Consider the following 20,924-nt stretch of genomic DNA (forward strand, 5'->3'; position numbering starts at 1 on the left):
GGCTGGCCGCTGTACGAGGTGTTCGTGCGGGGCAAGCGCGGGCTGAACCACGTGCATGTCGGCTCGCTGCACGCCGCGGACGACACGATGGCGCTCACCCACGCCCGCGACCTGTACACCCGGCGCAACGAGGGGGTGTCGATCTGGGTGGTCTGCTCCTCGCACATCGCCGCCTCCACGCCCGACGGGAAGGACCCGTTCTTCGCGCCGAGCGCCGACAAGGTCTACCGGCACCCGACGTTCTACGACATCCCCGACGACGTTCCCCACATCTGACCGCGCGCCCGCGCAGTGAAGGAGGCAGACGCCATGGAGCACACCGAGACGGCCGACGACGACCACGTCTACCTCTCGCTGACCGAGGAACATGGCGGCGCGGACGCCCGCTGGGCGTTCGGCACCGGGTTCGCCGACCCGCTGCACGGCGTGGACACCGCACTGCCGGACGGCGTGGACGCGGCCACGCTCGCCGCCACGTGCCTCGCGCTGGGCGACGACGCGCTGGTCGCGGCCCAGCGTCTGGCCGAGTGGTGCACCCGGGCGCCGGAGCTGGAGGAGGAGGTCGCGCTGGCGAACATCGGCCTGGACCTGCTCGGACAGGCGCGGATGCTGTACGCCCGCTGCGGGCAGGTCGACGGCACCGGCCGCGGCGAGGACGCGTACGCGTACCTCCGCGGGCCGGCCGACTTCCGCAACGTGGCGCTCGCCGAGCTGCCCAACGGGGACTTCGCGTTCTCCGTCACCCGGCTGCTGGTCCTGTCGGCCTGGCGGCTGGCGCTGCTCGGGCGCCTGACCGGCGAGGCCGATCCGGTGCTCGCCGCCATAGCCGCCAAGGCCGTGCCCGAGCTGACCTACCACCGGCAGTACGCCGCGGACTGGGTGGTGCGGCTCGGCGACGGCACCGAGGAGTCGCACCGCAGGGTGCGGGCCGCGCTGGCGGACCTCGCGCCCTACCTCGAGGAGGTCCTCGCCGCGAGCGCCCCGGCCGGCGACACCGTACGCGAGGAGACGGCGGAGGTGCTGCGCCAGGTGCTCGCTGCCGCCGGTCTGGAGCTGCCCGAGCGGCCCGCGGCGCCCTACCGGGGGCGGCGCGGCGAGCACACCGTCCATCTGGCTCCGCTGCTGGAGGAGTTGCAGAGCGTGGCCCGCGCCCACCCGGGGGCGGCGTGGTGAGCGCCTCCACCCGGCTCGACGAGCAGCGGGCGCGCCGGATCGCGGCCGAGGTCCCCGACCCCGAGCTGCCGATGCTCACGTTGGCCGACCTCGGCGTACTGCGGGAGGTGCGCACCACCGAGGACGGCACGGTGGTCGCCAGCCTCACCCCGACGTACTCCGGCTGCCCGGCGCTGGCCGAGATGCGGGCCGATGTGGCGGCGCGGCTGCGGGCGGCCGGGTTCGGGCGCGTCGAGATCCGTACGGTGCTCGACCCGCCGTGGAGCACCGACCGGATCAGCCCCGAGGGCCGGCGCAAGCTGCGCGAGCACGGCATCGCGCCGCCGGGTCCCGCGCCGCGGCGGCCGGCCGGCCCGGTGCCGCTGGTGCTCGGCGCCACCCGGCGGGCCGTCCCCTGCCCGCGCTGCGGCAGCAACGACACGCGGCAGACGTCGGCGTTCTCGGCCACCGCGTGCCGGTCGCTGTGGCGCTGCGACGGCTGCCTGGAACCCTTCGAACACGTCAAGGAGTTGTGATGGCTCCCACCACCGAGGCCGCCGCGGAGACTGCGGCCACCACGGACGCTGCGGCCGCCACCGCTGCGGCGGCGGGCGGCACCGCGCGCGCCAGGCGGCGCCCCGCATTCCACACCCTGCGTGTGGCCGAGGTGCGGCCGCTGTGCGAGGACGCCGCGGCCGTCGGCTTCGAGGTGCCCGCCGAGCTGGCGGAGGAGTTCGCCCACCGGCCGGGCCAGTCGCTGACGCTGCGGCGGACGGTCGACGGGCGCGACGAGCGGCGCTCGTACTCGATCTGCTCGCCCGCGGGCGAGCCGCCGCGCATCGGGGTGCGGGTCGTGCCGGACGGCCTGTTCTCCTCCTGGCTGGTGCACGAGGTACGCCCCGGGGACATGGTCGAGGTGATGGCGCCGACCGGGGCGTTCACCCCCGACCTCGGCACCCCGGGCCACCATGTGCTCGTCGCCGCCGGTTCCGGCATCACGCCGATGCTGTCCATCGCCGAGTCCGTGCTCGCCGCCGACACCGTCTCGCAGGTCACCCTCTTCTACGGCAACAGGCGTACGGGCACGGTGATGTTCGCCGACGAGCTGGCGGACCTGAAGGACCTCCACCCGGCGCGCTTCCAGCTCGGGCACGTGCTGTCACGGGAGCCGCGCGAGGCGGACCTGCTCTCCGGACGGCTGGACGGGCAGCGGCTCGCCGCGCTGATAGCGGGCCTGGTCGACGTCCCCAGCGTCGACCACTGGTGGCTGTGCGGCCCGCACGGCATGGTCACCGATGCCCGGCAGCTGCTCGCCGGCCTGCACATACCCGACGAGCGGGTCCACCAGGAGCTGTTCTTCGCCGACGACGAGCCGATCACGCCGCTGCGCCACGCGGACGCCACCGCCAAGGGCCCGGTCAGCGAGGTCACCCTGGTCCTCGACGGCCGCACCACGACCACCGCCCTGCCCACCGGCACGACGATCCTGGACGGCGCCCAACGCACCCGCCCCGACCTCCCGTTCGCCTGCAAGGGCGGCGTCTGCGGCACCTGCCGCGCGAAGATCACCGAGGGCCGGGCCGACATGCGCCGCAACTTCGCCCTGGAGCCGGCCGAGGTCGACGCCGGATACGTCCTGACCTGCCAGTCCTTCCCCGCCTCCGACCGCCTCACCGTCGACTACGACGCATAGCGCGCGCCGCCGCCCGGCGAGCCGGGGCGGCGCGTTCGCCCGCCCGAACGGGGCTGGCCCGTTCGCAGGCGCGGGGCGGACTGGGTGTTGCCGCTCACTCATCCGGGTCTGCCGGATGGCGGGCCGTCGCGCTCTCGGCGATCTTGGGGAGCGTGCTGTCAGCGGCGGTCGAGGGCGGGGTGGAGTGCGGTGGGTGACGCGATCGGGCAGCAGCCCGCGTGCGCGCGGGGTGCCGGGCCGTGCGCTCCGCAGGTGTGGAAAGTCGGGAGCGGACAATGACGCCCCAGCACCAGGAGCCCGAGGGGGAACCCGCCTCGCGCTCCACTGCTTGGTGGACGCGCGGCAAGGAGCCCGACTACCGGGCCTCCCTCGCCAACGAGCGCACACTGCTGGCCTGGTCCCGTACGGCGCTGGCCTTCCTGGCCGCCGCGTTCGCCGTCGTCCATCTCACCGACGTCACCCCGCGCGCCCTGCGGCTGGCCATGGCCGGCTACCTCGTGGCCCTGGCGGGCGGTGTGACCATCGCCGGTTACGCCCAGTGGCGCTCCCGGCAGGCCCGGATGCGTGAGGGCCGCCCGCTGGGCCGCATCGTGGGCCCCGCCGTCCTCATGTCGGCGCTGCTGGTCCTCTCCGGCTTCGTCATCGCGGTCATCATCACCGCGTCATGACCACCGCGGACCGCCTGCGACGGCTGCTCGGCACGAGCGACGACACCACGCACGCCGACGCCGACGGCTTCCGAATGCCGTGCGCGCGGCAGGACTTGCGTTCCGGTGGGCTCGCAACCGCGCACGGGCGCGGCACGGGCACCGGCCGCGCCGTATCCCGGCCCACCGTCCGACCCGCCACCCCAACCTGCGGCGCCCGCCGGACCCCCGATCCGCTACCCTAGCGATCGAGCACTGCCCCAGTAGCTCAGGGGATAGAGCACGGCTCTCCTAAAGCCGGTGTCGCAGGTTCGAATCCTGCCTGGGGCACATCGCCGCCGACGACGGGCCGCCCATGAGGCGGCCGCCCGGGCGGCTGTCCAGGGGTCAGGCGCCGCCGGGGGGTATGCGCAGGCCGTCCAGGGTGAGGTCGAGCAGGCGCTCGGCCTGTTCGCGGTGTTCGGCGCCCGCCGAGGTGAGGGCGATGCCCTCCAGGGCCGTGCTGAGGTCGGTGGGGCGGATGTCCGTACGGATCACCCCGGCCTGCACGCAGGCGTCCATCAGCTGGGCGACCGCGGCCTGGACCAGTTCGCGGCTGTGGCCGTAGGGCATGGCGCCCGTCGCGACCATGGCCCGCAGCGCGTCGATCATGCCGTACTTGGCGGTGACGTAGTCCAGGAAGAGGCGCGTCCAGACGCGCAGCGCCTGCTCGGGCGGGTGGCGGGCCAGGAGTTCGGGGACGGCGTCGCACAGGCGGGCCACTTCGTTGCGGTAGACCGCCTCGATCAGCGCCTCCCGGGTGGGGAAGTTGCGGTAGAGGGTGCCGCTGCCGACGCCCGCCTCCTTGGCGATGCGCTCGAGGTGCGCGTCCAGCCCCTCGGTGGTGAAGACGCGTACCGCGGCGTCGAGGATCTTCTCCCGGTTCCGCCGCGCGTCGGCCCGCAGCGGCCGTGCTCCTTCGCTGGTCATCCCGTCTGCCGTCCCCTTCTTCCACTGCCTCGACTTGCCAAGTGGAGGCGTCCCCGCTTAGCTTACACAACCGGAGGCGCCCCCGTTTACGGCTCGGCGGCGCCACGACGCCGGACCGCTCGCGGCCCGGCCCGCGAGAGGACACCGATCATGTCGGGTATTGAACATATCGAGGGCATCGAGGGCATCGAGGGCAAGGTCATCGCGATCACCGGCGCCAGCAGCGGCATCGGCGAGGCGACGGCGGTCCACCTGGCCGCCAGGGGCGCCAAGCTGGTGCTCGGCGCCCGGCGTGCGGACCGGCTGAAGGCCGTCGTGGACGGCATCACGGCGAGCGGCGGCAGCGCCGTCGGGGTCGTCGTCGACGTCACCCGCCGCGAGGACCTGCGCCGCCTGACGGACACCGCCGTCGACCGCCACGGCCGCCTCGACGTCCTGGTCTCCAACGCCGGCACCATGGCCGTGTCCCCCTTCGACGACCTGCGCCAGGACGACTGGGACGCCATGGTCGCCACCCACATCACCGGCCTGCTCAACGGCATCGGCGCCGCCCTGCCGGTCTTCCGCCGGCAGCGCTCCGGCCACTTCGTCAACGTCGGCTCCACCGCCGCCTACGTCGTCAAGAGCCCCCAGGCGGTGTACGCGGCCACCAAGACGGCGGTCAAGGTACTCACCGAGGGCCTGCGCCAGGAGTCGGGCCCGGACCTGCGCGTCACTCTCGTCTCGCCCGGCTTCACCCACACCGAGGGCGTGGGCAAGGGGGCGTCCCCCGAAGCGGCGGCCGATCTGGTGCGGCAGCGCGACGAGATCGCGATGCCGCCGTCCGCGGTCGCCTCAGCGATCGGCTACGCCATCGGGCAGCCCGAGGGCGTCGACGTCAGCGAGGTCGTCGTACGGCCCACCGTGCAGGGCTGAAACGCCGCGGCGGCGCCCTCGGCCCGGACACCCACCGCCCACCGCCCGGCGCGTCCACCACCCACCGCCCGGCGCGCCCGCGCCCCTCCCCCGCCGCGGGCGCCGGCCCCCCTATAGCCGGCGCCGGGCCATGACCACCAGCCCCGGACCGACCTGCTCGTCCGCGGGCAGGCGCAGTTCGGCGACCGGGTGCAGCCCGGCCTCCTCGATCAGCCGCACGTAGTCCGCCGGCCGCCACTTGTGGGTCGTCCAGCGGACGGGGACGCCGCCGTACGCCTCGGTGCGCGCCGCGTCCTCGTCGCCGACGTGCGTCGCGGTGATGAGGTACCCGCCGGGCTTCAGCGCCCCGGCGAAGTGGGCGAACACCTGAGGGAGGATCGCCCGCGGGAGGTTGAACAGCGACCACCAGCCGAGCAGGCCGCCGAACGACGCCTCCGCCAGGTCGAGTTCGGTGGCCGAGGCGACCTCGAAACGGCAGCGCGGGTACAGCCGGCGGGCGTTGGCGACCATCCGCGGGGACAGGTCCACCCCGGAGACGTCGAGGCCGCGCTCGGCGAGGTAGCCGGTGACGGTGCCGGGCCCGCAGCCGACGTCGAGGACGGGGCCGAGATCGCCCACGGAGTCGGCGAAGGCGTCGATCGCCGCCTTGAGCCACGGGTGGCGGCGGATGTCGCCGAGCCCGGTGGTGCGCACCATGCGGGCGTAGTTGTCGGCGACCTTGTCGTACGAGTCGCGGACCGCGTCCAGGTCGGCCGGCCGGTCGATCCGGCGCCCGTCGCGAGCCGGCCCGCCCCTCGCACCGGACCCGTCGCGCTGCTCGCCGATCCCGTCCGTACGGTGCTCATCCGTACGGTGCCCATCCGTACGGCGTCCGTCCGTACAACGCCCGTCCGTACAACGCCCGTCCGTACGCCGCCCGTCCTTACGCTGCTCATCCGTATGCCGCTCGTCCCCGCGGCGTTCACTGTGCTGTGGGCTCATCAGCCCACGATAGGACGGCGCCCCGACGCCATCAGCGTCCGCAGCATCCGCCGCCCAGCGACCGCAGGCCGGGGTTCGCGTCGTACATCGCCGCGGCCAAGGCCATCAACTCGGAGCCGACGTGGTCGCGTTCGGAGGCGAGCCAGCGGCCGCCCCGTCGGCGAAGGACAGTTCCGGGTCGCCCTTGAAGAAGTCGCGCAGCAGGCCGGCTACAACGGCACCCTGACCGTCGTCGCCCAGGACGTGACCGGCCCGGCGGTGGCAGCACCGGGCCGCGAACACCGGCTGAGCGGCCGTACGGCCGCCGCCCGTACGTCCCGCGCGTCGTAAGGGCGGCCCGGCGAACTGCCCCCGCCCGCCCTGCAAGCTCTTTCGGCAAGCCGCAGAAATCTTTTGTCAGGGACATTGACGTGACGGGTGTGACGGCAGCAAGCTCCTGCGCGGAGCCCGGCTGCCCCGGGCTCCCCTCTCGCCGGCGGCCTGGCGCGTGGCCGCCTTCACAGGGCACCGGTGTGCCCACCGACTGAAGGAGCCGCCCATGAGATCCCGGGTCCTCAACGGCGTCCTCGCCGCGGTCGTCTGCGCGGCGGGGCTGGTCGCCGCCGCGCAGACCCCGGCGAGCGCGACACCGCCGGGCACGAAGGACGTCACCGCGACGCTCTTCCAGTGGAACTGGAACAGCGTCGCCGGCGCCTGCACCAACCAGCTCGGCCCGGCCGGCTACGGCTATGTGGAGGTCTCCCCCGCCACCGAGAACATCCAGGGCAGCCAGTGGTGGACCTCCTACCAGCCGGTCAGCTACAAGTTGCAGAACCGGCTCGGCACCGAGGCGGAGTTCCAGAAGATGGTCAGCACCTGCCACGCGGCGGGCGTGAAGGTCATCGCGGACGCGGTGGTCAACCACATGTCCGCCGGCTCCGGCACGGGCACCGCCGGCACCTCGTACACCAAGTACAACTACCCCGGCTACTACGAGGACCAGGACTTCCACACCTGCCGGCAGGACATCAGCAACTACCAGGACCGCTCGAACGTGCAGAACTGCGAGCTGGTCGGGCTCGCGGACCTCGACACCGGTAGCGACTACGTCCGCTCCACCATCGCCGCCTACCTCAACCACCTGCTGTCGCTGGGCGTCGACGGCTTCCGGATCGACGCGGCCAAGCACATCGCCGCGAGCGACCTGGCCGCGATCAAGGCCAAGTTGAGCAACCCGAACGCCTACTGGGCGCAGGAGGTCATCTACGGCGCCGGGGAGGCGGTCCAGCCCACCGAGTACGAAGGCACCGGCGATGTCGACGAGTTCCAGGGCGCGTACGAGCTGAAGCGGATCTTCACCTCGGAGAAGCTCTCCTACCTCAGCCAGTGGGGCCCGTCGTGGGGCGCGGGCTACCTGCCCAGCGCCGACGCCCGTACCTTCGTGGACAACTGGGACACTGAGCGCAACGGCTCGACCCTCAGCTACAAGGACAACGCCACCTACACGCTGGCCAACGTCTTCCTGCTGGCCTGGCCGTACGGCTCACCGAACGTGTACTCCGGCTACGAGTTCTCCGACACCGACGCCGGCCCGCCGAACAACGGGCAGGTCAGCGCCTGTTACAGCGACGGCTGGAAGTGCCAGCACGCCTGGCCGCAGATCGCGCACATGGTGGGCTTCCGCAACGCGGTGGCCGGCACCGCGGTGACGAACTGGTGGGACGACGGCGGCAACGCCATCGCGTTCGGGCGCGGCAGCAAGGGCTTCGTGGCGATCAACCACGAGAGCGGCTCGCTCACGTCGACCTTCACCACGTCGCTGCCGGCGGGCACGTACTGCGACGCCCAGCACAGCGGCACCTCCTACTCCGTCGGCTCCGACGGGAAGTTCACCGCGACGATCGGCGCCGGCGACGCGGTGGCGCTGTACGTGGGCGGGCCCTGCTGACCCGTCCGCCCCCGCGGTCGAGCCGACCGCAACCGAGCCCACGTGCCCGGTCGTACCCCGGTTTCCGGGGTGCGGCCGGGCACGTTCGCGTGGGTGCCGCGAACTTCCCCGCAGGGAGCATCGATGGAAAGTTTTAGAAAGTCAAGACGAGCGGTTGCAGGTCATCGTTGCTGCCCGAAGCCTTGACAAGCCTGGACGGAGGGTCGTTACTTCTCTCCAAGCGATGAGAAGAGAAAGTTATGGAAAGTCGTACTGAAGGAGTCCTCGTGGCCGGTGGTGCGTCGCAGACCCGCGAACGGGCGGGCACAGCGCGGGAGGCGCGAGCCGCGGCTTCGGGCCGCACCGGGCGCAAGGCGCGGCACGGGCCGCGCCGCCTCGGGGACGGGCCGGTCGCGCTGCTGTTCCTGGCGCCGGTGCTGATCGGCTTCGCGGTGTTCTACGTGTACCCGGCCATCCGCGGTGCGTACTTCTCCACGACCGACTACAACCTGCTCTCCAGCCCGCACGGGGTGGGCACGGCCAACTACTCGCGGCTGCTGCACGACCCGCTGTTCTGGAACTCGCTGAAGGTCAGCGCCTACTACGTGGTCCTCAACGTCGGCGGGCAGACGGTGCTGGCGGTGGTGCTGGCCGGGCTGATGTTCCGGCTGACCCGCTCGGTGGCGATCCGGGTGATGCTGCTGCTGCCCTGGCTGGTGCCGAACGTCACCGTCGGGCTGCTCTTCCTGTGGCTGTTCGACGCCGACCTCGGCCTGGTCAACCACGTCCTGGGCTCGGTGGGCATCGGCACCCACGGCTGGTTCACCTCGACCACCTGGGCGATGCCGACCATCGCGCTGACCAACACCTGGGCGTACACCGGCTACACCGCGCTGTTGCTGTACGCGGGCATGCTGCAGATCCCCGACCCGATCTACGAGGCCGCGCTGCTGGACGGCGCCGGGGAGCTGCGGATGTTCTTCCGGCTCACCCTGCCGCTGATCCGGCCGGTGCTCGCGCTGGTGCTGGTGGTGTCGGTGATCGGCTCGTTCCAGATCTTCGACACGGTCGCGATCACCCCCAGTCCCGGCGGTCCGGTCAACTCCACCCGGGTCATCTACTACTACATCTACGAACTGGCCTTCAAACACTTCGAAATGGGCTACGCCAGCGCGGTCGCGATGACGCTGGTCCTCATCCTCGGCGTGCTGACCATGGTGCAGATGCGGCTGCTGCGCGCATCGCGCTCGGACCTGGCCTAGGAGGACCGACGATGCCCCAACGCTCCACCGTCCCGCGCCTGCACCCCGGCCGGGTGCTCGCCTGGACCGTCCTGGTCGTGGCGCTGCTGCTGACGGTCTTCCCGTTCTACTGGATGCTGCGCACCGCGCTGACCCCCGCGCACCAACTGCTCTCCGACAACACCGGGTTGTGGCCGCACCACGCCACGCTGATCAACTTCCGCCGGGTGATCGGCCTGACCAGCCTGGCGCAGAACCAGGCCGCCGGCGGGTCGGGCGCGCAGCTGAACTTCCTGCTCTACCTGCGCAACTCGCTGATCTACTGCGCGCTGATCGCCACCGTCCAGACGTTCTGCTGCGCGATGGCCGGCTACGCGCTCGCCCGGCTCCGCTTCCGGGGCCGCGAGTTCCTCTTCACGCTCTTCGTGCTGTCGCTGATGGTCCCGCCGATCTTCACGCTGCTGCCGAACTTCGCGCTGATGAAGAACCTCGGCTGGCTCGGCTCGTTCGCCGGCATGGTCGCGCCGACGCTGCTGATGACGCCGTTCTCGGTGTTCTTCCTGCGCCAGTTCTTCCTGTCGATCCCGCGCGAGATCGAGGAGGCGGCCACCATCGACGGCGCGGGCCGGTGGCTGCAGTTCTGGCGGGTGATCGTGCCGATGAGCCGCGGGCCGCTGTTCACCATCGGCCTGATCACGGCCGTCTGGGCCTGGAAGGACTACCTCTGGCCGCTGCTGGTCGGGCCCGACCCGAGCACCCGGGTGCTGACCGCGGGGCTGGGGATCTTCCTCCAGCAGTCGCCGAACACCGCACCGGACTGGACCGGGCTGATGGCCGCGTCCGTGCTGACCGTGGTGCCCGTGGCACTGCTTCTCATCTTCTTCGGCAAGCGGCTGGTGGAGTCCATGGGCTTCACCGGCATCAAGTAAGGAAGGAACGAATCTCCATGAGACGCAACGTCCGTGTCGCGGTCGCCCTCTTCGCCGCCGCCCTCCCCGTCGGTCTGACGGCCTGCTCCAGTGACTCTTCCGGGGGCGGCAACGGCCCGGTGACCCTCAACTACGCACTGTGGGACAGCTCCCAGCTGCCCGCCTACCAGGCGTGCGCGACGGCCTTCACCAAGGCCAACCCGGATATCAAGATCAAGATCACCCAGACCGCGTGGGGCCAGTACTGGACCAACCTCACCACCGAGATGACCGCGGGCAACGCGCCGGACGTCTTCACCGACCACGTCGCCTACTACCCGAACCTGGTGAAGAACAACCAGATCCTGGACATCTCGCAGCAGGTCGCCGCCGACCACGTCGACCTGTCGCAGTACCAGAGCGGCCTGGCCGACGCCTGGGTCAAGGACGGCAAGCGGTACGGCCTGCCCAAGGACTGGGACACCGAGGCGATCGCGTACAACACCACGCTGGCCGCCAAGGCCGGCTACACCGCGGCGGACCTGGCCAAGCTGACCTGGAACCCCGACGACGGCGGCACCTTCGAGAAGTTCATCGCCAAGATGACCGTCGACACCAGCGGCCGCAACGGCCTGGACCCGAAGTTCGACAAGAAGCACGTCAAGACCTACGGCATCGAGCTGACCTACGACGACGGCTCCACCGGGCAGAGCAGCTGGGGCAACCTCGCCGCCGAGGCGGGCTTCACCTTCCTGGACAAGAACCCGTTCGGCACCAAGTACCACTACGACGACCCGGCGCTGGCCAAGACCATCGACTGGATGGCGAGCCTGGCGAAGAAGGGCTACGCCCCGGCGTACGACAAGAACTCCAGCCTCGGCCCGGACGCGGTCCTCAACGCCGGCAAGGCCGCGACGACGATGACCGGTTCGTGGAACATCAACACCTACCTGGGCTCCACCGCCACGCAGAAGTTCGCGTTCGCGCCGCTGCCGGTGGGCCCGACGGGCCGCAAGACCTTCATCAACGGGCTGTCCGACGCGATCTACGCCGGCACCAAGCACCCCGACCAGGCGTGGCAGTGGGTGAAGTTCCTCGGCTCGACCGGCTGCCAGGACATCATCGCCGCCAAGGGCGTGGTCTTCCCGGCGATCAAGACCGACAGCGCCAAGGCGCTGGCCACGCACCAGAAGGCCGGGCAGGACGTGAAGGTCTTCACCGACGAGGCCGCCGCCTCGGGCGGCACCTTCACCTACCCCATCACCGACCACGCCGACCAGGTCACGCAGGAGGTCCAGACCGACCTGGAGCGGGTCTGGCTCGGCCAGTCGGACGCCACCGCCGCGCTGAAGAAGGCGCAGAAGGCCGTCGACGGGTACTTCTCCCAGCCCTGACCGCACCTTGATCTCCGCTGCCACGACGCACCCGTGACCGGGCCGGGGCCGCCGTCCCGACCACGGCGCCCCGGCCCTCCCCCGAAGCGAAGGGACCCCATGCCCCACCTCCTGGACCTCGGTCCACTGCACATCCCCGCGCAGCTCAGCGGCCCGCCGCAGCCCGTGCCGGGCGGCCTGCTGCTGCCCGCGGGCCGGGTGGCCCTGCTGCACGGCCTGCCCGACGCCCAGGTCTACCGCCACGGCTGGAACTCCTGGAGCCCCTCCGGCTGGCGCGCGATGGACGAACCGCCGCTGCGCATCGCCAACCCGATCCGCCGCCTCACCGCCGACGACACCGTCTGGGACGAGGAGGGCCGCCACCACTCCGCCGCGGTGACCGCGCTCACCGCGGGCGACGGCAACGTCCTGCTGCTCGGCTCGCTCGGCCTGGACGTGCCGCGGCTGAGCGTGGACCGCGACACCGTCACCGGCTGGTACGAGGGCGACGGCGCCCCCTGGTTCTGCGGCTACGGCCCCGAGTTGGAGGTCTTCGCCCGCTACGCCGAACTGCTCGGCGAGCACCTGGGCCGCACCGGCCGCCGGGCCGGCAACGTCTGGTCGAGCTGGTACGCGTACTACGAGGACATCGACGAGCGCACCCTGCACGCGAACCTCGCGGGGCTGGCCGGGCTGCCGTTCGACGTGTTCCAGGTCGACGACGGCTGGGAGCGGATCGTCGGCGACTGGGAGCCGAACGCCAAGTTCCCCTCGGGGATGGCCGATCTGACCGCGCGGATCAACGACGCCGGGCTCACCGCCGGGCTGTGGATAGCGCCCTTCATCGCCCGGCCCGAGTCGCGCGTGGTCAGGGAGCGGCCGCACCTGTTCCTGTCCGACGCCAACGGCGTTCCGGTGCCGGCCGGCTACAACTGGGGCGGCCCGTACCACGCGCTGGACGTCACCCTGCCCGAGGCGCGCGAGCACCTGCGGCAGATCATCGAGACCGTGGTGGGCTGGGGGTTCCGCTACCTCAAGCTGGACTTCGTCAACGCCGCCGCCATCACCGCGCGCCGCCACGACCCCTCGGTGGGCCGCGAGAGCGCCTACCGCGACGCGATGCGGCTGATCCGCGAGACCGCGGGCGACGACGTCTACCTGCTCGGCTCGGGCGCGCCGGTGCTGCCCTCGCTGGGGGTGTGCGACGGCATCCGGGTGGGGCCCGACGTCGCCCCGTTCTGGACCAACTACGCCACCGAGGACCCCTCCGACGCGACCGCGGAGAACGCCCTGGTCGCCTCGGTGAACCGGCTGTGGCTCAAGGGACTGGTCGAACTCGACCCGGACGCGGCGTACTTCCGCGACAAGCAGAGCCTGCTGACCGCGGCCCAGCGCCGGATGCTGGTGGACCTCGCGCACGTCTGCGACTTCCGGGCCACCTCCGACCCGCCGGCGTGGCTGGGCGACACCGAGCGTGCGGCGCTCGCCGACTTCCTCGGGTCGCGGCCCGCGGTCCGGCAGTTGGACCGCTACCGGTTCGCGATCGGGTCGCAGGAGGTGGACTTCACGGCGGCCGCGCTGCGCCAGGGGGACTGACGGCCGTGAGATGGCGGCCGTGAGCTGACGGCCGCCGCCTTACGGCTGTGAGGTTATGACTGCGAGCTGGCGGCTGTGAACTCACGGCCGTCAGGTAACAGGGGGCGATTCTTCCGGGGTCGGGCCGGATGGCACCAGGGCGCGCCGTGCACCGCGGCGGTGCGCCCCGTTCACTGCGATGTTCACTGCGATCGACCAACGGAGGTCGACACGATGCACCTACGCACGAGACCGACCGGGGCCACCAGGGCGCGCCTGGCGATGGCGCTCGCGGCGCTGTTCGCGCTGCTGGCCGCGGCTCTGACCGGCACCCACGGCGCGGCGGCGGCCACGCCGGTCGCCGGCGGCGCCCCGGCCCGCCCGGCGGCGCCCGCCTCCCCGGACCCGTCCCTGACCGACCACCAGCTCACGTACGCGGCAGGGCCCCTGGACAACCCCGACAAGGGCCTGGCCGTGTACTACAACGCGGGCAGCGACCAGAACACCGGCTACCCGCACAGCCTGACCTGGAGCTACTTCCCGCTGAACGCGGTGATGACCGACGCGGGCGACTGCACCAAGCTGGACTGGTCGCCGGTGGAGAAGATGCTCAACGAGACGGCGTCGTACGGGAACACCGCCGCGATCCGGTTCTACCTGGACTACCCCGACGGCAACCCGACCAACGGCATGCCCGCGTGCTGGAACGGCAAGGTGCCGACCAACAACGACACGTACTGGAACACCCAGAGCCCGGACTACAACAACGCGTACCTGCTCAGCTCGCTCCAGACGTTCATCGCGGCGTTCGGCGCCAAGTACGACGGCGACCCGCGGATCGGCTTCATCCAGATGGGCCTGATCGGCTACTGGGGCGAGTGGCACACCTGGCCGGAGAACGGCACCGGCGGCTACGCGGACTTCATGGCCACCGACGCCAACGCCGCGCTGATCGTCAAGGCGTACGCGAACGCGTTCCACACCACCAAGATCGAGGTCCGCTACCCGACGTCGGGCGGCGGCGCCGCGAACGACCTCGACGTCGGCTACCACGACGACTCGTTCTGCTACCGCGAGGGCAGCCCGCTGGCGGGCATCACCCTGCCGCAGTCCATGGGCGGGGCGGACTACTCGCAGCTCCAGTACGCCCTGAACGAGGGCGTGGAGAACAAGTGGATCACCGACTCCATGGGCGGTGAGGTGCGCCCGGAGATCCAGGGCTCGGTCTTCGGCACCTGGGGCACCGGCGCCAGCGGCGACAACGACGACATCAAGGCGTGCATCGAGATGGAGCACACCACCTGGAAGCTCGACCAGGGCAGCACGTCCTACAGCGCGAGCGACGCCGACGTGGGGGCCGCGGTCCGCGAGATGGGCTACGACTTCACCGTGCCGGACGCGTACTACGACAACTCCGTGTCGGGCACCACGAAGATCGGCGTGAAGATCTCCAACGACGGGGTGGCGCCCATCTACCACCCCTGGACCGTACGGCTGGGCCTGAAGGACTCCTCGGGGAACGTCGTCAAGACCTGGGACACCTCCTGGGACCTGACGAAGGTCATGCCGCTGAAGATCCGGGCCTACCCGGACTGGAACAAGGGCAGCGACCCGACGTACCTGGACTACGGCTACCCGGAGTACTTCGACACCAGCGTGGACACCTCGTCCGTGGCCGCCGGCTCGTACCAGCTGGTGATGGACGTGGTGAACCCGCTGTCCGCGGTGAGTTCGGCCGCCAAGCCGCTGCGGTTCGCCAACGCCACCCAGAACGCCGACGGCTGGCTCGGGCTCGGCTCGATCGCCGTGGGCTCCGGCTCCACCGGCGGCAACGGCGGCGCCACCTCGTACGAGGCGGAGGCCGCCGGCAACACCCTGGCCGGCGGCGCGACCGTCGCCGACTGCACCGGCTGCTCCGGCGGCCGCAAGGTCGGATACGTCGGCAACGGCGCCACGCTGACGTTCAACGGCGTGGCCGGCGGCAGCGGCGGTGCCACCAAGGTGACCGTCGCCTACACCAGCGCCGTCGCCCGTACCTTCCAGGTCAGCGCCAACGGCGGCACCCCGGTGAGCGTCACTGTCACCCCGACCGCCGACTGGCAGACCACGGCGACCGCCACCGCGACCCTGAACCTGGCCGCGGGCAGCGCCAACACCGTCACCATCGCCAATCCCGGCGACTGGGCACCCGACATCGACCGCATCACCGTCGGCTGACCGGCCGGGGCGCCGGCCGCGGTCCCTGACGCGGACCGCATGGCCGGCGCCCCGCTCGGCGTACCCTGAATGCCGCCTTTCCCACCGCACCGCTTTCGCACCACACCGCTTTCCCACCGCACCACGACCACGCCACACACCGACGACACAGCCGGAGGAGGACGGGAGCATGACCGACATCGTGCTGACCGGCGCGGGCAACGTGAAGATGACCCGGCGCATCCTGTCCGACCTGTTCCTCGTCCCCGCCCTGGCCGGGACGCTGCGCATCCGGCTGCACGACATCGACCCCGACCGGCTGGACACCGCGCTCACCCTGGCCCGGCAGCTGGACGCGGAGGCCGGCGCCGGCGCGGTGATCGAGACGTACACCGACCGCCGGGCCGCGCTGTACGGCGCCGACCACGTGGTCTGCCAGCTCAACGTCGACAGCTACGACACCGCGCTGCGGGACTTCGAGATCCCCGCCCGGCACGGGCTGCGCCAGACCATCGCCGACACCATCGGCATCGGCGGGATCTTCCGCGGGCTGCGCACCATCCCGGTCATGGTGGGCCTGGCCCAGGACATGGCCGAGCAGTGCCCCGACGCCTGGCTGCTGAGCTACACCGACCCGCTGGTGATGACGCTGTGGGCGCTGCGCGAGGTCACCGGCATGAGCCGGGTGGTCGGCCTGTGCCACGCCGTGCGCGACACCCACGCCTACCTCGCCGACGTGGTCGGCCGCGACTTCGAGGACCTCACCTTCCAGACCGCGGGCCTGACCCACCAGGCGTTCGTGCTGCGCTTCGAGGCCGGCGGCCGGTCGCTCTACCCGGAGCTGGAGGCCGCCGTGCGCGCCGACCCGAAGCTGGGCCGGCATGTGCGGATGGAGATGTGGCGCCGGTTCGGCTACTTCCCCACCGAGTCCAGCGAGCACGCGGCCGAGTACGTCCCCTGGTTCCTGCGCCACGACGAGGAGGTGGCCCGGCTGGGCATCCCCGTCGGCGAGGAGCTGGGGCGGCTGGGCCAGCGGCTGCACGCGTACGAGGAGATCCGCCGCGGGCTGGCCCAGGGCCGGCCGATGCTGACGCGCTGGCAGGACCCGGAGATCGCCTCCGAGGTGCTGCGCGCGCTGATCACCGGCGAGCCGCGCCGGGTGAACCTGACGCTCCCCAACGAGGGGCTGATCCCCGCGCTGCCGGCCGAGTGCTTCGTCGAGGTGCCCGCCGACGTCGACGCCACCGGGATCACGGCCGCGCCGATCGACCGCTACCCCGCGCAACTGGCCGCCCTCAACCGGGCCTACGTCAACGTCGCCGAACTGACCGTGCGCGCCGCGCTGGACGGCGAGCCCCGCCATGTGCGGCACGCTGCGATGCTGGACCCGAACACCGCGGCGACGCTCCCGCTCGCCGCGATCGCACAGCTCTGCGACGAGATGACCGAAGCACACCGCGACCTGCTGCCTGCCGGTCTCGCGGACCGGAAGGGCCAGGCGTGACGAACAACCATGAGCCGATGCCGGCCGAGGTCCGCCGTGAGCGGATGCTCACGCTGGTCCAGGAGCAGGACTTCGTACGGATCGCGGCCCTCGCCGAGGCGTTCGGCGTCTCGGTGGTCACCGTCCGCGGCGACCTGGACGCCCTGGAGGAGCACGGCCTGATCCGGCGGGTCCGCGGCGGCGCCCGGGCCGCGCCGCTGGAGAGCGGCAACGAGCCGTCCTACGAGCAGTCGCTGGGCTCGGCCGCGCTGGAGAAGGCCGCGATCGCCAAGGCGGCGGCGCGGCAGGTCGGCAGCGGCCAGTCCATCGTGGTGGACGCCGGCACCACCACGACGTTCTTCGCCCGCGAGCTGGTCGCGCGCCGCGACCTGACCGACCTGATGGTGTTCACCAACAGCACCAGCGTCGCCCACCAGCTCGAACCGGCCATCCCGCGCTTCACGGTGGTGCTGTCCGGGGGGACGCTGCGCCCGTTGCAGCGGTCGCTGGTCGACCCGATGGGCGGGCGCATCCTGGAGCACATCCACGCCGACACCGCGTTCCTGTCGTGCAGCGGCATCCACCCCGACACCGGTGTCACCAACATCAACATCCAGGAAGCCGAGATGAAGGTCAGGATGCTGCGGGCCACCACCCGGCACATCCTGCTCGCCGACTCCACGAAGCTCGGCCGCACCGACCTCGCGCCGGTCTGCCCGCTCAGCGACCTGGACCTGCTGATCGTCGGCGACAACGCGACCGAAGCGCAGCTGGCCCGGCTGCGGGAGTACGGACTGACGGTGGAGCTGGGCGAGTTGACGGACTGAGCGGGGCGGGCCGCCGGGGCAGGGGCCGAGGCCGGGGACGGGGACGCCCGTGGCGGGGCCCGGCAGGCGTCAACCCGCCCGCGGTCAGCGGTCCTCGTGGGTGATGGCGGCGACCGGGACGTCGAGCACGCGCGCGCAGCGCAGGATCGTCTCGTCGCTGGCGCCGGCCAACCCGCGCTCCAGCCGGGAGAGATGGCCCCGGTCCAGGCCGGTCAGGGCCTGCATCCGCCGAAGGCTCATCTTCCGAGCAGTGCGAAGTGCCCTGATTGCCGCGCCGTTCGGTCTCACGTCTCGAAAGTATCCGCCCGCCACCCCGCCCGCAAGCCAAGCAGATCAAAAATAAGAGCCTTAAGAGCTTTGGCATGGGACTCGGGTACATTCGCACGAGCTTCCGTGCCACCATCTCGCGCAACCAATGGGCGAGTTCCGGCCGTATCGGCCGCAGGTCGAGGGCTCGGAAGATGGCTGCGTGGTTGCGTGCAGTGCGGCATGATGTGGGCCATGGACGGAGATTGGTTGCGGCTGGGCGGTGTCATCCGGGCAGCACGCAAGCGCAAGGGACTCAGCCAGGTACGTCTCGGGGACTCGATCGGCGTGAAGCGGACCGTCATCCAGACGATCGAGCGCGGGCACGAGTTCCAGAGCGTCACGGCGACCCTGCGCGACATCGAACGCATTCTGGAGTGGGGCCAGGGCTCGATCGAGCACATCCTCGACGGCGGCGAGCCGCTGCCCCCGGACTCCCCCAACAACCGCTACTACACCCGGCACGTCCGGCCGGAGGCCGGCGGCGAGCTGCCGGTGCGGATCTCCCGCGCGCTCGCCGAGGGCGTCACCCTGGACACCGCGATCGTGGCGCTGTCGCCCAACACCGAGATGGTCGTGGTGGTCAAGGGCAAGCCGGACGCCACCCACGACCAGATCGAGGCGGCCCTCGCGGCGTGGGAGAAGCGCGGCGGACACCTGGACCGGCTGCGGGAGATCGCCGACGGCGGGGAGGGCTGACTCCCAGGCGCCCGTACCCCCGCCGAGCCCGCCGCCCGGCGCGCACGTCGTAGCCTGGCAGTGCGCAATGGGCGGGCCCGACCGGGAAACCGCCCGGTCAGGACGGTAGAAGCGGGGAGTCACCATGGCGCGCAGGCCGGGCCGCCGGGCACCCGCGGCACCCCTGGAGCAGCGCGAGGGCATCGACCCGGTCCGGGTACGGCTGCCGGGGCCCGGCGCGGCGGACGGCGCCACGGGGCAGGGGCGAGGCCAGGAGCAGCCGCCCTGGACGACCGTCGGCGGCTACCTGCTGGCCCGCTACGGGCCCGCGGTCGGCCGGGAGCGGATCGAGGCGATGCTCGCGGCGGGCGCCTTCGTCACCGCGGACGGCCCGGTGCGTTCCGGCACCCCGTACGTGCCCGGCGCCTTCGTGTGGTTCCACCGCGACCGGCCGCCGGAGCCCGCGGTGCCCTTCCCGGTCGAGGTGCTCCACCGCGACGAGCGGATCGTGGTCGCGGACAAGCCGCACTTCCTGGCCACCACCCCGCGCGGCAGCCATGTCACCGAGACCGCGCTCGCCCGGCTGCGCCGCGACCTCGGCCTGCCCGACCTCACGCCCGCGCACCGGCTCGACCGGCTGACCGCGGGCGTGGTGCTGTTCGTCGTACGCCCCGAGGACCGCGGCGCCTACCAGACGCTCTTCCGGGACCGCCGCACCCGCAAGGAGTACGAGGCGGTCGCGCCGTACGACCCGGCGGTCGCGCTGCCCGCCACGGTCCGCAGCCGCATCGTCAAAGAACGCGGGGAGATGGCGGCGCGGGAGGTGCCGGGGCCGGAGAACGCGGTGAGCACCGTGGAGCTGGCCGAGCACCGCGGCGGGCTCGGCCGCTACCGGCTGCGGCCCCTGACCGGCCGCACCCACCAGCTGCGCGTGCACATGCACGCGTTGGGCCTGCCTTTGCTCAACGACCCGATCTACCCGGCGGTGCTACCCGAGGACCCGGCCGACCCGTATGCGCGGCCGCTGCAACTGCTCGCGCGCACCCTGGAGTTCACCGACCCCCGGACCGGGCGCGAGCTGCGCTTCGACAGCGCGCGCCGGCTGGCCGCGTGGCCGCCCGCGGACAGCTGAGCGGCGCCGCGCCGGGCGGTGGGCGGCGCCGCCGGTACGGTCCGGCTCAGGCCGCCCGCGGGTCCGGCTGGAGCACCGCGAAGAACGCCCCCTCGGGGTCCCTGAGCAGCGCGATCCGGCCGATGCCGGCGACGTATGTGCTGGGCATCAGCACCGTCGCGCCGTGCGAGGAGGCGGCGGCCACCACCCCGTCGGTGTCGGAGACGCCGAAGTACGGCTGCCAGTAGCACAGGCCGTCCGGCAGTTGCTCGGTGGTGAGCTGCATGATGCCGCCGTGCGAACCGGCCTGTCCGCCGCCGGAGCGGGCGACCACCGTGTAGACGCCCGTGTTGCCGGCCAGCGGCATGTCCGTGGTCTCCCAGTCGAAGACGGTGCGGTAGAAGCCCGTGGCCTGCGCCGCGTCCGTCGTGTAGAGCTCGGCCCAGCACAGGCCGCCCGCGCCGGTGCGGTCCAGGCCCTTGACGGCGCCCGGCTCGTAGGCCGCGAACTCGGCGCCGGACGGGTCGCAGTAACCGGCGATGCGGGTGCCCCCGCCGATGTCCAGCGGGGCGAACCGCACGCTGCCGCCCGCCTCCTCGACGGCCTTGGTGGTCGCGTCGGCGTCGGCGGTCTCGAAGTAGAGCGTCCAGGCGGAGGCGGCGCCCTCGTCGGTGATCGGGCCGAGGCCGGCGACGCTCTGACCGTCGAGCTCGAACACGCCGTACCCGCCCGCGTCGGGGCCGGCCGGCCGGAACTCCCAGCCCAGCAGCGCGCGGTAGAACGCGGCGGCGCGCAAGGTGTCGCGGCTGCCGAGGTCGATCCAGCTCGGTGCGCCGGGCACGTAGTCGTTGGTGAGCATGGTGCGGTCCTCCGTGGGCGTGGTCGTGGGCCTCAACGTATGCGTGAAGGTATGCCCGCGCACTGTGGTCCGCGCCACCGGCCGGGCCCGCGGGAAGCTCGTAC

At 72.1% G+C, this 20,924-nt stretch carries 20 protein-coding genes and 1 tRNA gene; 17 read left to right on the plus strand and 4 right to left on the minus strand.

Annotated elements, in window-relative coordinates; all coding sequences use genetic code 11:
- The first annotated feature begins 9 nt into the window (after positions 1 to 9).
- The 6 genes from paaB (at position 10) to AC3ERT_RS12630 (ending at position 3,822) form a co-directional block, all read left to right on the plus strand.
- Positions 10 to 276, plus strand: a complete 267-nt coding sequence (gene paaB / locus AC3ERT_RS12605) for a 1,2-phenylacetyl-CoA epoxidase subunit PaaB (RefSeq protein WP_435174071.1) — start codon at positions 10 to 12, stop codon at positions 274 to 276.
- Positions 277 to 309: 33 nt separating this feature from the next.
- Positions 310 to 1,173, plus strand: coding sequence for a 1,2-phenylacetyl-CoA epoxidase subunit PaaC (gene paaC / locus AC3ERT_RS12610; RefSeq protein ID WP_435174027.1), 864 nt, complete (start codon positions 310 to 312; stop codon positions 1,171 to 1,173).
- Positions 1,170 to 1,688: a 1,2-phenylacetyl-CoA epoxidase subunit PaaD gene (gene paaD, locus AC3ERT_RS12615; RefSeq protein WP_435174029.1), complete on the plus strand. Its 519-nt coding sequence runs from the start codon at positions 1,170 to 1,172 to the stop codon at positions 1,686 to 1,688. Before paaC ends, paaD begins: the two co-directional genes overlap by 4 nt.
- A complete protein-coding gene (gene paaE / locus AC3ERT_RS12620) occupies positions 1,688 to 2,845 on the plus strand; it encodes a 1,2-phenylacetyl-CoA epoxidase subunit PaaE (RefSeq protein WP_435174031.1) in 1,158 nt (385 codons plus the stop codon). The genes paaD and paaE overlap by 1 nt, the downstream gene beginning before the upstream one ends.
- 275 nt (positions 2,846 to 3,120) lie before the next feature.
- Positions 3,121 to 3,513, plus strand: coding sequence for a YidH family protein (locus tag AC3ERT_RS12625; protein WP_335970938.1), 393 nt, complete (start codon positions 3,121 to 3,123; stop codon positions 3,511 to 3,513).
- A gap of 236 nt (positions 3,514 to 3,749) precedes the next feature.
- Positions 3,750 to 3,822 (plus strand) — tRNA-Arg (locus tag AC3ERT_RS12630).
- A gap of 57 nt (positions 3,823 to 3,879) precedes the next feature.
- Here AC3ERT_RS12630 and AC3ERT_RS12635 read toward each other — a convergent pair.
- Positions 3,880 to 4,461 (minus strand): TetR/AcrR family transcriptional regulator, encoded by a 582-nt coding sequence (locus tag AC3ERT_RS12635; RefSeq protein WP_435174033.1) that lies wholly within the window; start codon positions 4,459 to 4,461, stop codon positions 3,880 to 3,882.
- A gap of 177 nt (positions 4,462 to 4,638) precedes the next feature.
- Here AC3ERT_RS12635 and AC3ERT_RS12640 point away from each other — a divergent pair, with 177 nt between their 5' ends.
- Complete coding sequence (locus AC3ERT_RS12640) at positions 4,639 to 5,376, plus strand: SDR family oxidoreductase (RefSeq protein WP_435174073.1); 738 nt, start codon at positions 4,639 to 4,641, stop codon at positions 5,374 to 5,376.
- Positions 5,377 to 5,487: 111 nt separating this feature from the next.
- On the opposite strand, the gene AC3ERT_RS12645 is transcribed toward AC3ERT_RS12640, so the two are convergent.
- Positions 5,488 to 6,357, minus strand: a complete 870-nt coding sequence (locus AC3ERT_RS12645; protein WP_435174035.1) for a methyltransferase domain-containing protein — start codon at positions 6,355 to 6,357, stop codon at positions 5,488 to 5,490.
- Positions 6,358 to 6,895: 538 nt separating this feature from the next.
- Between AC3ERT_RS12645 and AC3ERT_RS12650 the strand changes: the two genes are divergently transcribed.
- From AC3ERT_RS12650 to AC3ERT_RS12685, 8 genes are all read left to right on the plus strand, one after another.
- Positions 6,896 to 8,284 (plus strand): alpha-amylase, encoded by a 1,389-nt coding sequence (locus tag AC3ERT_RS12650; protein WP_435174037.1) that lies wholly within the window; start codon positions 6,896 to 6,898, stop codon positions 8,282 to 8,284.
- A 266-nt stretch (positions 8,285 to 8,550) separates the two neighbouring features.
- Positions 8,551 to 9,525, plus strand: coding sequence for a carbohydrate ABC transporter permease (locus AC3ERT_RS12655; protein ID WP_335970913.1), 975 nt, complete (start codon positions 8,551 to 8,553; stop codon positions 9,523 to 9,525).
- A gap of 11 nt (positions 9,526 to 9,536) precedes the next feature.
- Positions 9,537 to 10,433, plus strand: coding sequence for a carbohydrate ABC transporter permease (locus AC3ERT_RS12660; RefSeq protein ID WP_335970910.1), 897 nt, complete (start codon positions 9,537 to 9,539; stop codon positions 10,431 to 10,433).
- Positions 10,434 to 10,450: 17 nt separating this feature from the next.
- The gene (locus tag AC3ERT_RS12665) at positions 10,451 to 11,806 is read left to right on the plus strand and encodes an ABC transporter substrate-binding protein (RefSeq protein ID WP_335970908.1); all 1,356 of its coding nucleotides are present in this window, start codon (positions 10,451 to 10,453) and stop codon (positions 11,804 to 11,806) included.
- Positions 11,807 to 11,905: 99 nt separating this feature from the next.
- Complete coding sequence (locus tag AC3ERT_RS12670) at positions 11,906 to 13,381, plus strand: glycoside hydrolase family 36 protein (protein ID WP_435174039.1); 1,476 nt, start codon at positions 11,906 to 11,908, stop codon at positions 13,379 to 13,381.
- Positions 13,382 to 13,594: 213 nt separating this feature from the next.
- Positions 13,595 to 15,577 carry a DUF4832 domain-containing protein gene (locus AC3ERT_RS12675; RefSeq protein ID WP_435174041.1) on the plus strand — a complete coding sequence of 661 codons (1,983 nt, stop codon included), beginning with the start codon at positions 13,595 to 13,597 and terminating at the stop codon, positions 15,575 to 15,577.
- 169 nt (positions 15,578 to 15,746) lie between these two features.
- A complete protein-coding gene (locus AC3ERT_RS12680) occupies positions 15,747 to 17,060 on the plus strand; it encodes a family 4 glycosyl hydrolase (RefSeq protein ID WP_435174043.1) in 1,314 nt (437 codons plus the stop codon).
- Positions 17,057 to 17,866, plus strand: coding sequence for a DeoR/GlpR family DNA-binding transcription regulator (locus AC3ERT_RS12685; protein ID WP_335970899.1), 810 nt, complete (start codon positions 17,057 to 17,059; stop codon positions 17,864 to 17,866). Before AC3ERT_RS12680 ends, AC3ERT_RS12685 begins: the two co-directional genes overlap by 4 nt.
- Positions 17,867 to 17,950: 84 nt before the next feature.
- Here AC3ERT_RS12685 and AC3ERT_RS12690 read toward each other — a convergent pair whose 3' ends face one another.
- The gene (locus tag AC3ERT_RS12690) at positions 17,951 to 18,178 is read right to left on the minus strand and encodes a helix-turn-helix domain-containing protein (protein WP_435131284.1); all 228 of its coding nucleotides are present in this window, start codon (positions 18,176 to 18,178) and stop codon (positions 17,951 to 17,953) included.
- Positions 18,179 to 18,367: 189 nt separating this feature from the next.
- Between AC3ERT_RS12690 and AC3ERT_RS12695 the strand changes: the two genes are divergently transcribed.
- On the plus strand, positions 18,368 to 18,871 hold the full coding sequence (locus AC3ERT_RS12695; RefSeq protein WP_335970896.1) for a helix-turn-helix transcriptional regulator: 504 nt from the start codon (positions 18,368 to 18,370) through the stop codon (positions 18,869 to 18,871).
- Positions 18,872 to 18,995: 124 nt separating this feature from the next.
- Positions 18,996 to 19,982, plus strand: coding sequence for a pseudouridine synthase (locus tag AC3ERT_RS12700; RefSeq protein WP_435174044.1), 987 nt, complete (start codon positions 18,996 to 18,998; stop codon positions 19,980 to 19,982).
- 46 nt (positions 19,983 to 20,028) lie between these two features.
- Here the strand turns inward: AC3ERT_RS12700 and AC3ERT_RS12705 are convergent, their stop codons facing one another.
- Positions 20,029 to 20,820, minus strand: a complete 792-nt coding sequence (locus AC3ERT_RS12705; RefSeq protein WP_435131288.1) for a VOC family protein — start codon at positions 20,818 to 20,820, stop codon at positions 20,029 to 20,031.
- Positions 20,821 to 20,924 lie beyond the last annotated feature (104 nt).

This window comes from Actinacidiphila sp. bgisy145 (assembly GCF_057708125.1).

Excerpts from the sequence above, each read along its gene's own strand:
- AC3ERT_RS12645 (WP_435174035.1), bottom strand. The coding sequence starts at position 6,357 with ATGAGCCCACAGCACAGTGAACGCCGCGGGGACGAGCGGCATACGGAT.
- AC3ERT_RS12675 (WP_435174041.1), top strand. The coding sequence starts at position 13,595 with ATGCACCTACGCACGAGACCGACCGGGGCCACCAGGGCGCGCCTGGCG.
- AC3ERT_RS12665 (WP_335970908.1), top strand. The coding sequence starts at position 10,451 with ATGAGACGCAACGTCCGTGTCGCGGTCGCCCTCTTCGCCGCCGCCCTC.
- AC3ERT_RS12700 (WP_435174044.1), top strand. The coding sequence starts at position 18,996 with ATGGCGCGCAGGCCGGGCCGCCGGGCACCCGCGGCACCCCTGGAGCAG.
- AC3ERT_RS12670 (WP_435174039.1), top strand. The coding sequence starts at position 11,906 with ATGCCCCACCTCCTGGACCTCGGTCCACTGCACATCCCCGCGCAGCTC.
- AC3ERT_RS12695 (WP_335970896.1), top strand. The coding sequence starts at position 18,368 with ATGGACGGAGATTGGTTGCGGCTGGGCGGTGTCATCCGGGCAGCACGC.
- AC3ERT_RS12635 (WP_435174033.1), bottom strand. The coding sequence starts at position 4,461 with ATGACCAGCGAAGGAGCACGGCCGCTGCGGGCCGACGCGCGGCGGAAC.
- paaC (WP_435174027.1), top strand. The coding sequence starts at position 310 with ATGGAGCACACCGAGACGGCCGACGACGACCACGTCTACCTCTCGCTG.
- AC3ERT_RS12660 (WP_335970910.1), top strand. The coding sequence starts at position 9,537 with ATGCCCCAACGCTCCACCGTCCCGCGCCTGCACCCCGGCCGGGTGCTC.
- AC3ERT_RS12625 (WP_335970938.1), top strand. The coding sequence starts at position 3,121 with ATGACGCCCCAGCACCAGGAGCCCGAGGGGGAACCCGCCTCGCGCTCC.
- AC3ERT_RS12680 (WP_435174043.1), top strand. The coding sequence starts at position 15,747 with ATGACCGACATCGTGCTGACCGGCGCGGGCAACGTGAAGATGACCCGG.
- AC3ERT_RS12650 (WP_435174037.1), top strand. The coding sequence starts at position 6,896 with ATGAGATCCCGGGTCCTCAACGGCGTCCTCGCCGCGGTCGTCTGCGCG.
- AC3ERT_RS12705 (WP_435131288.1), bottom strand. The coding sequence starts at position 20,820 with ATGCTCACCAACGACTACGTGCCCGGCGCACCGAGCTGGATCGACCTC.
- paaE (WP_435174031.1), top strand. The coding sequence starts at position 1,688 with ATGGCTCCCACCACCGAGGCCGCCGCGGAGACTGCGGCCACCACGGAC.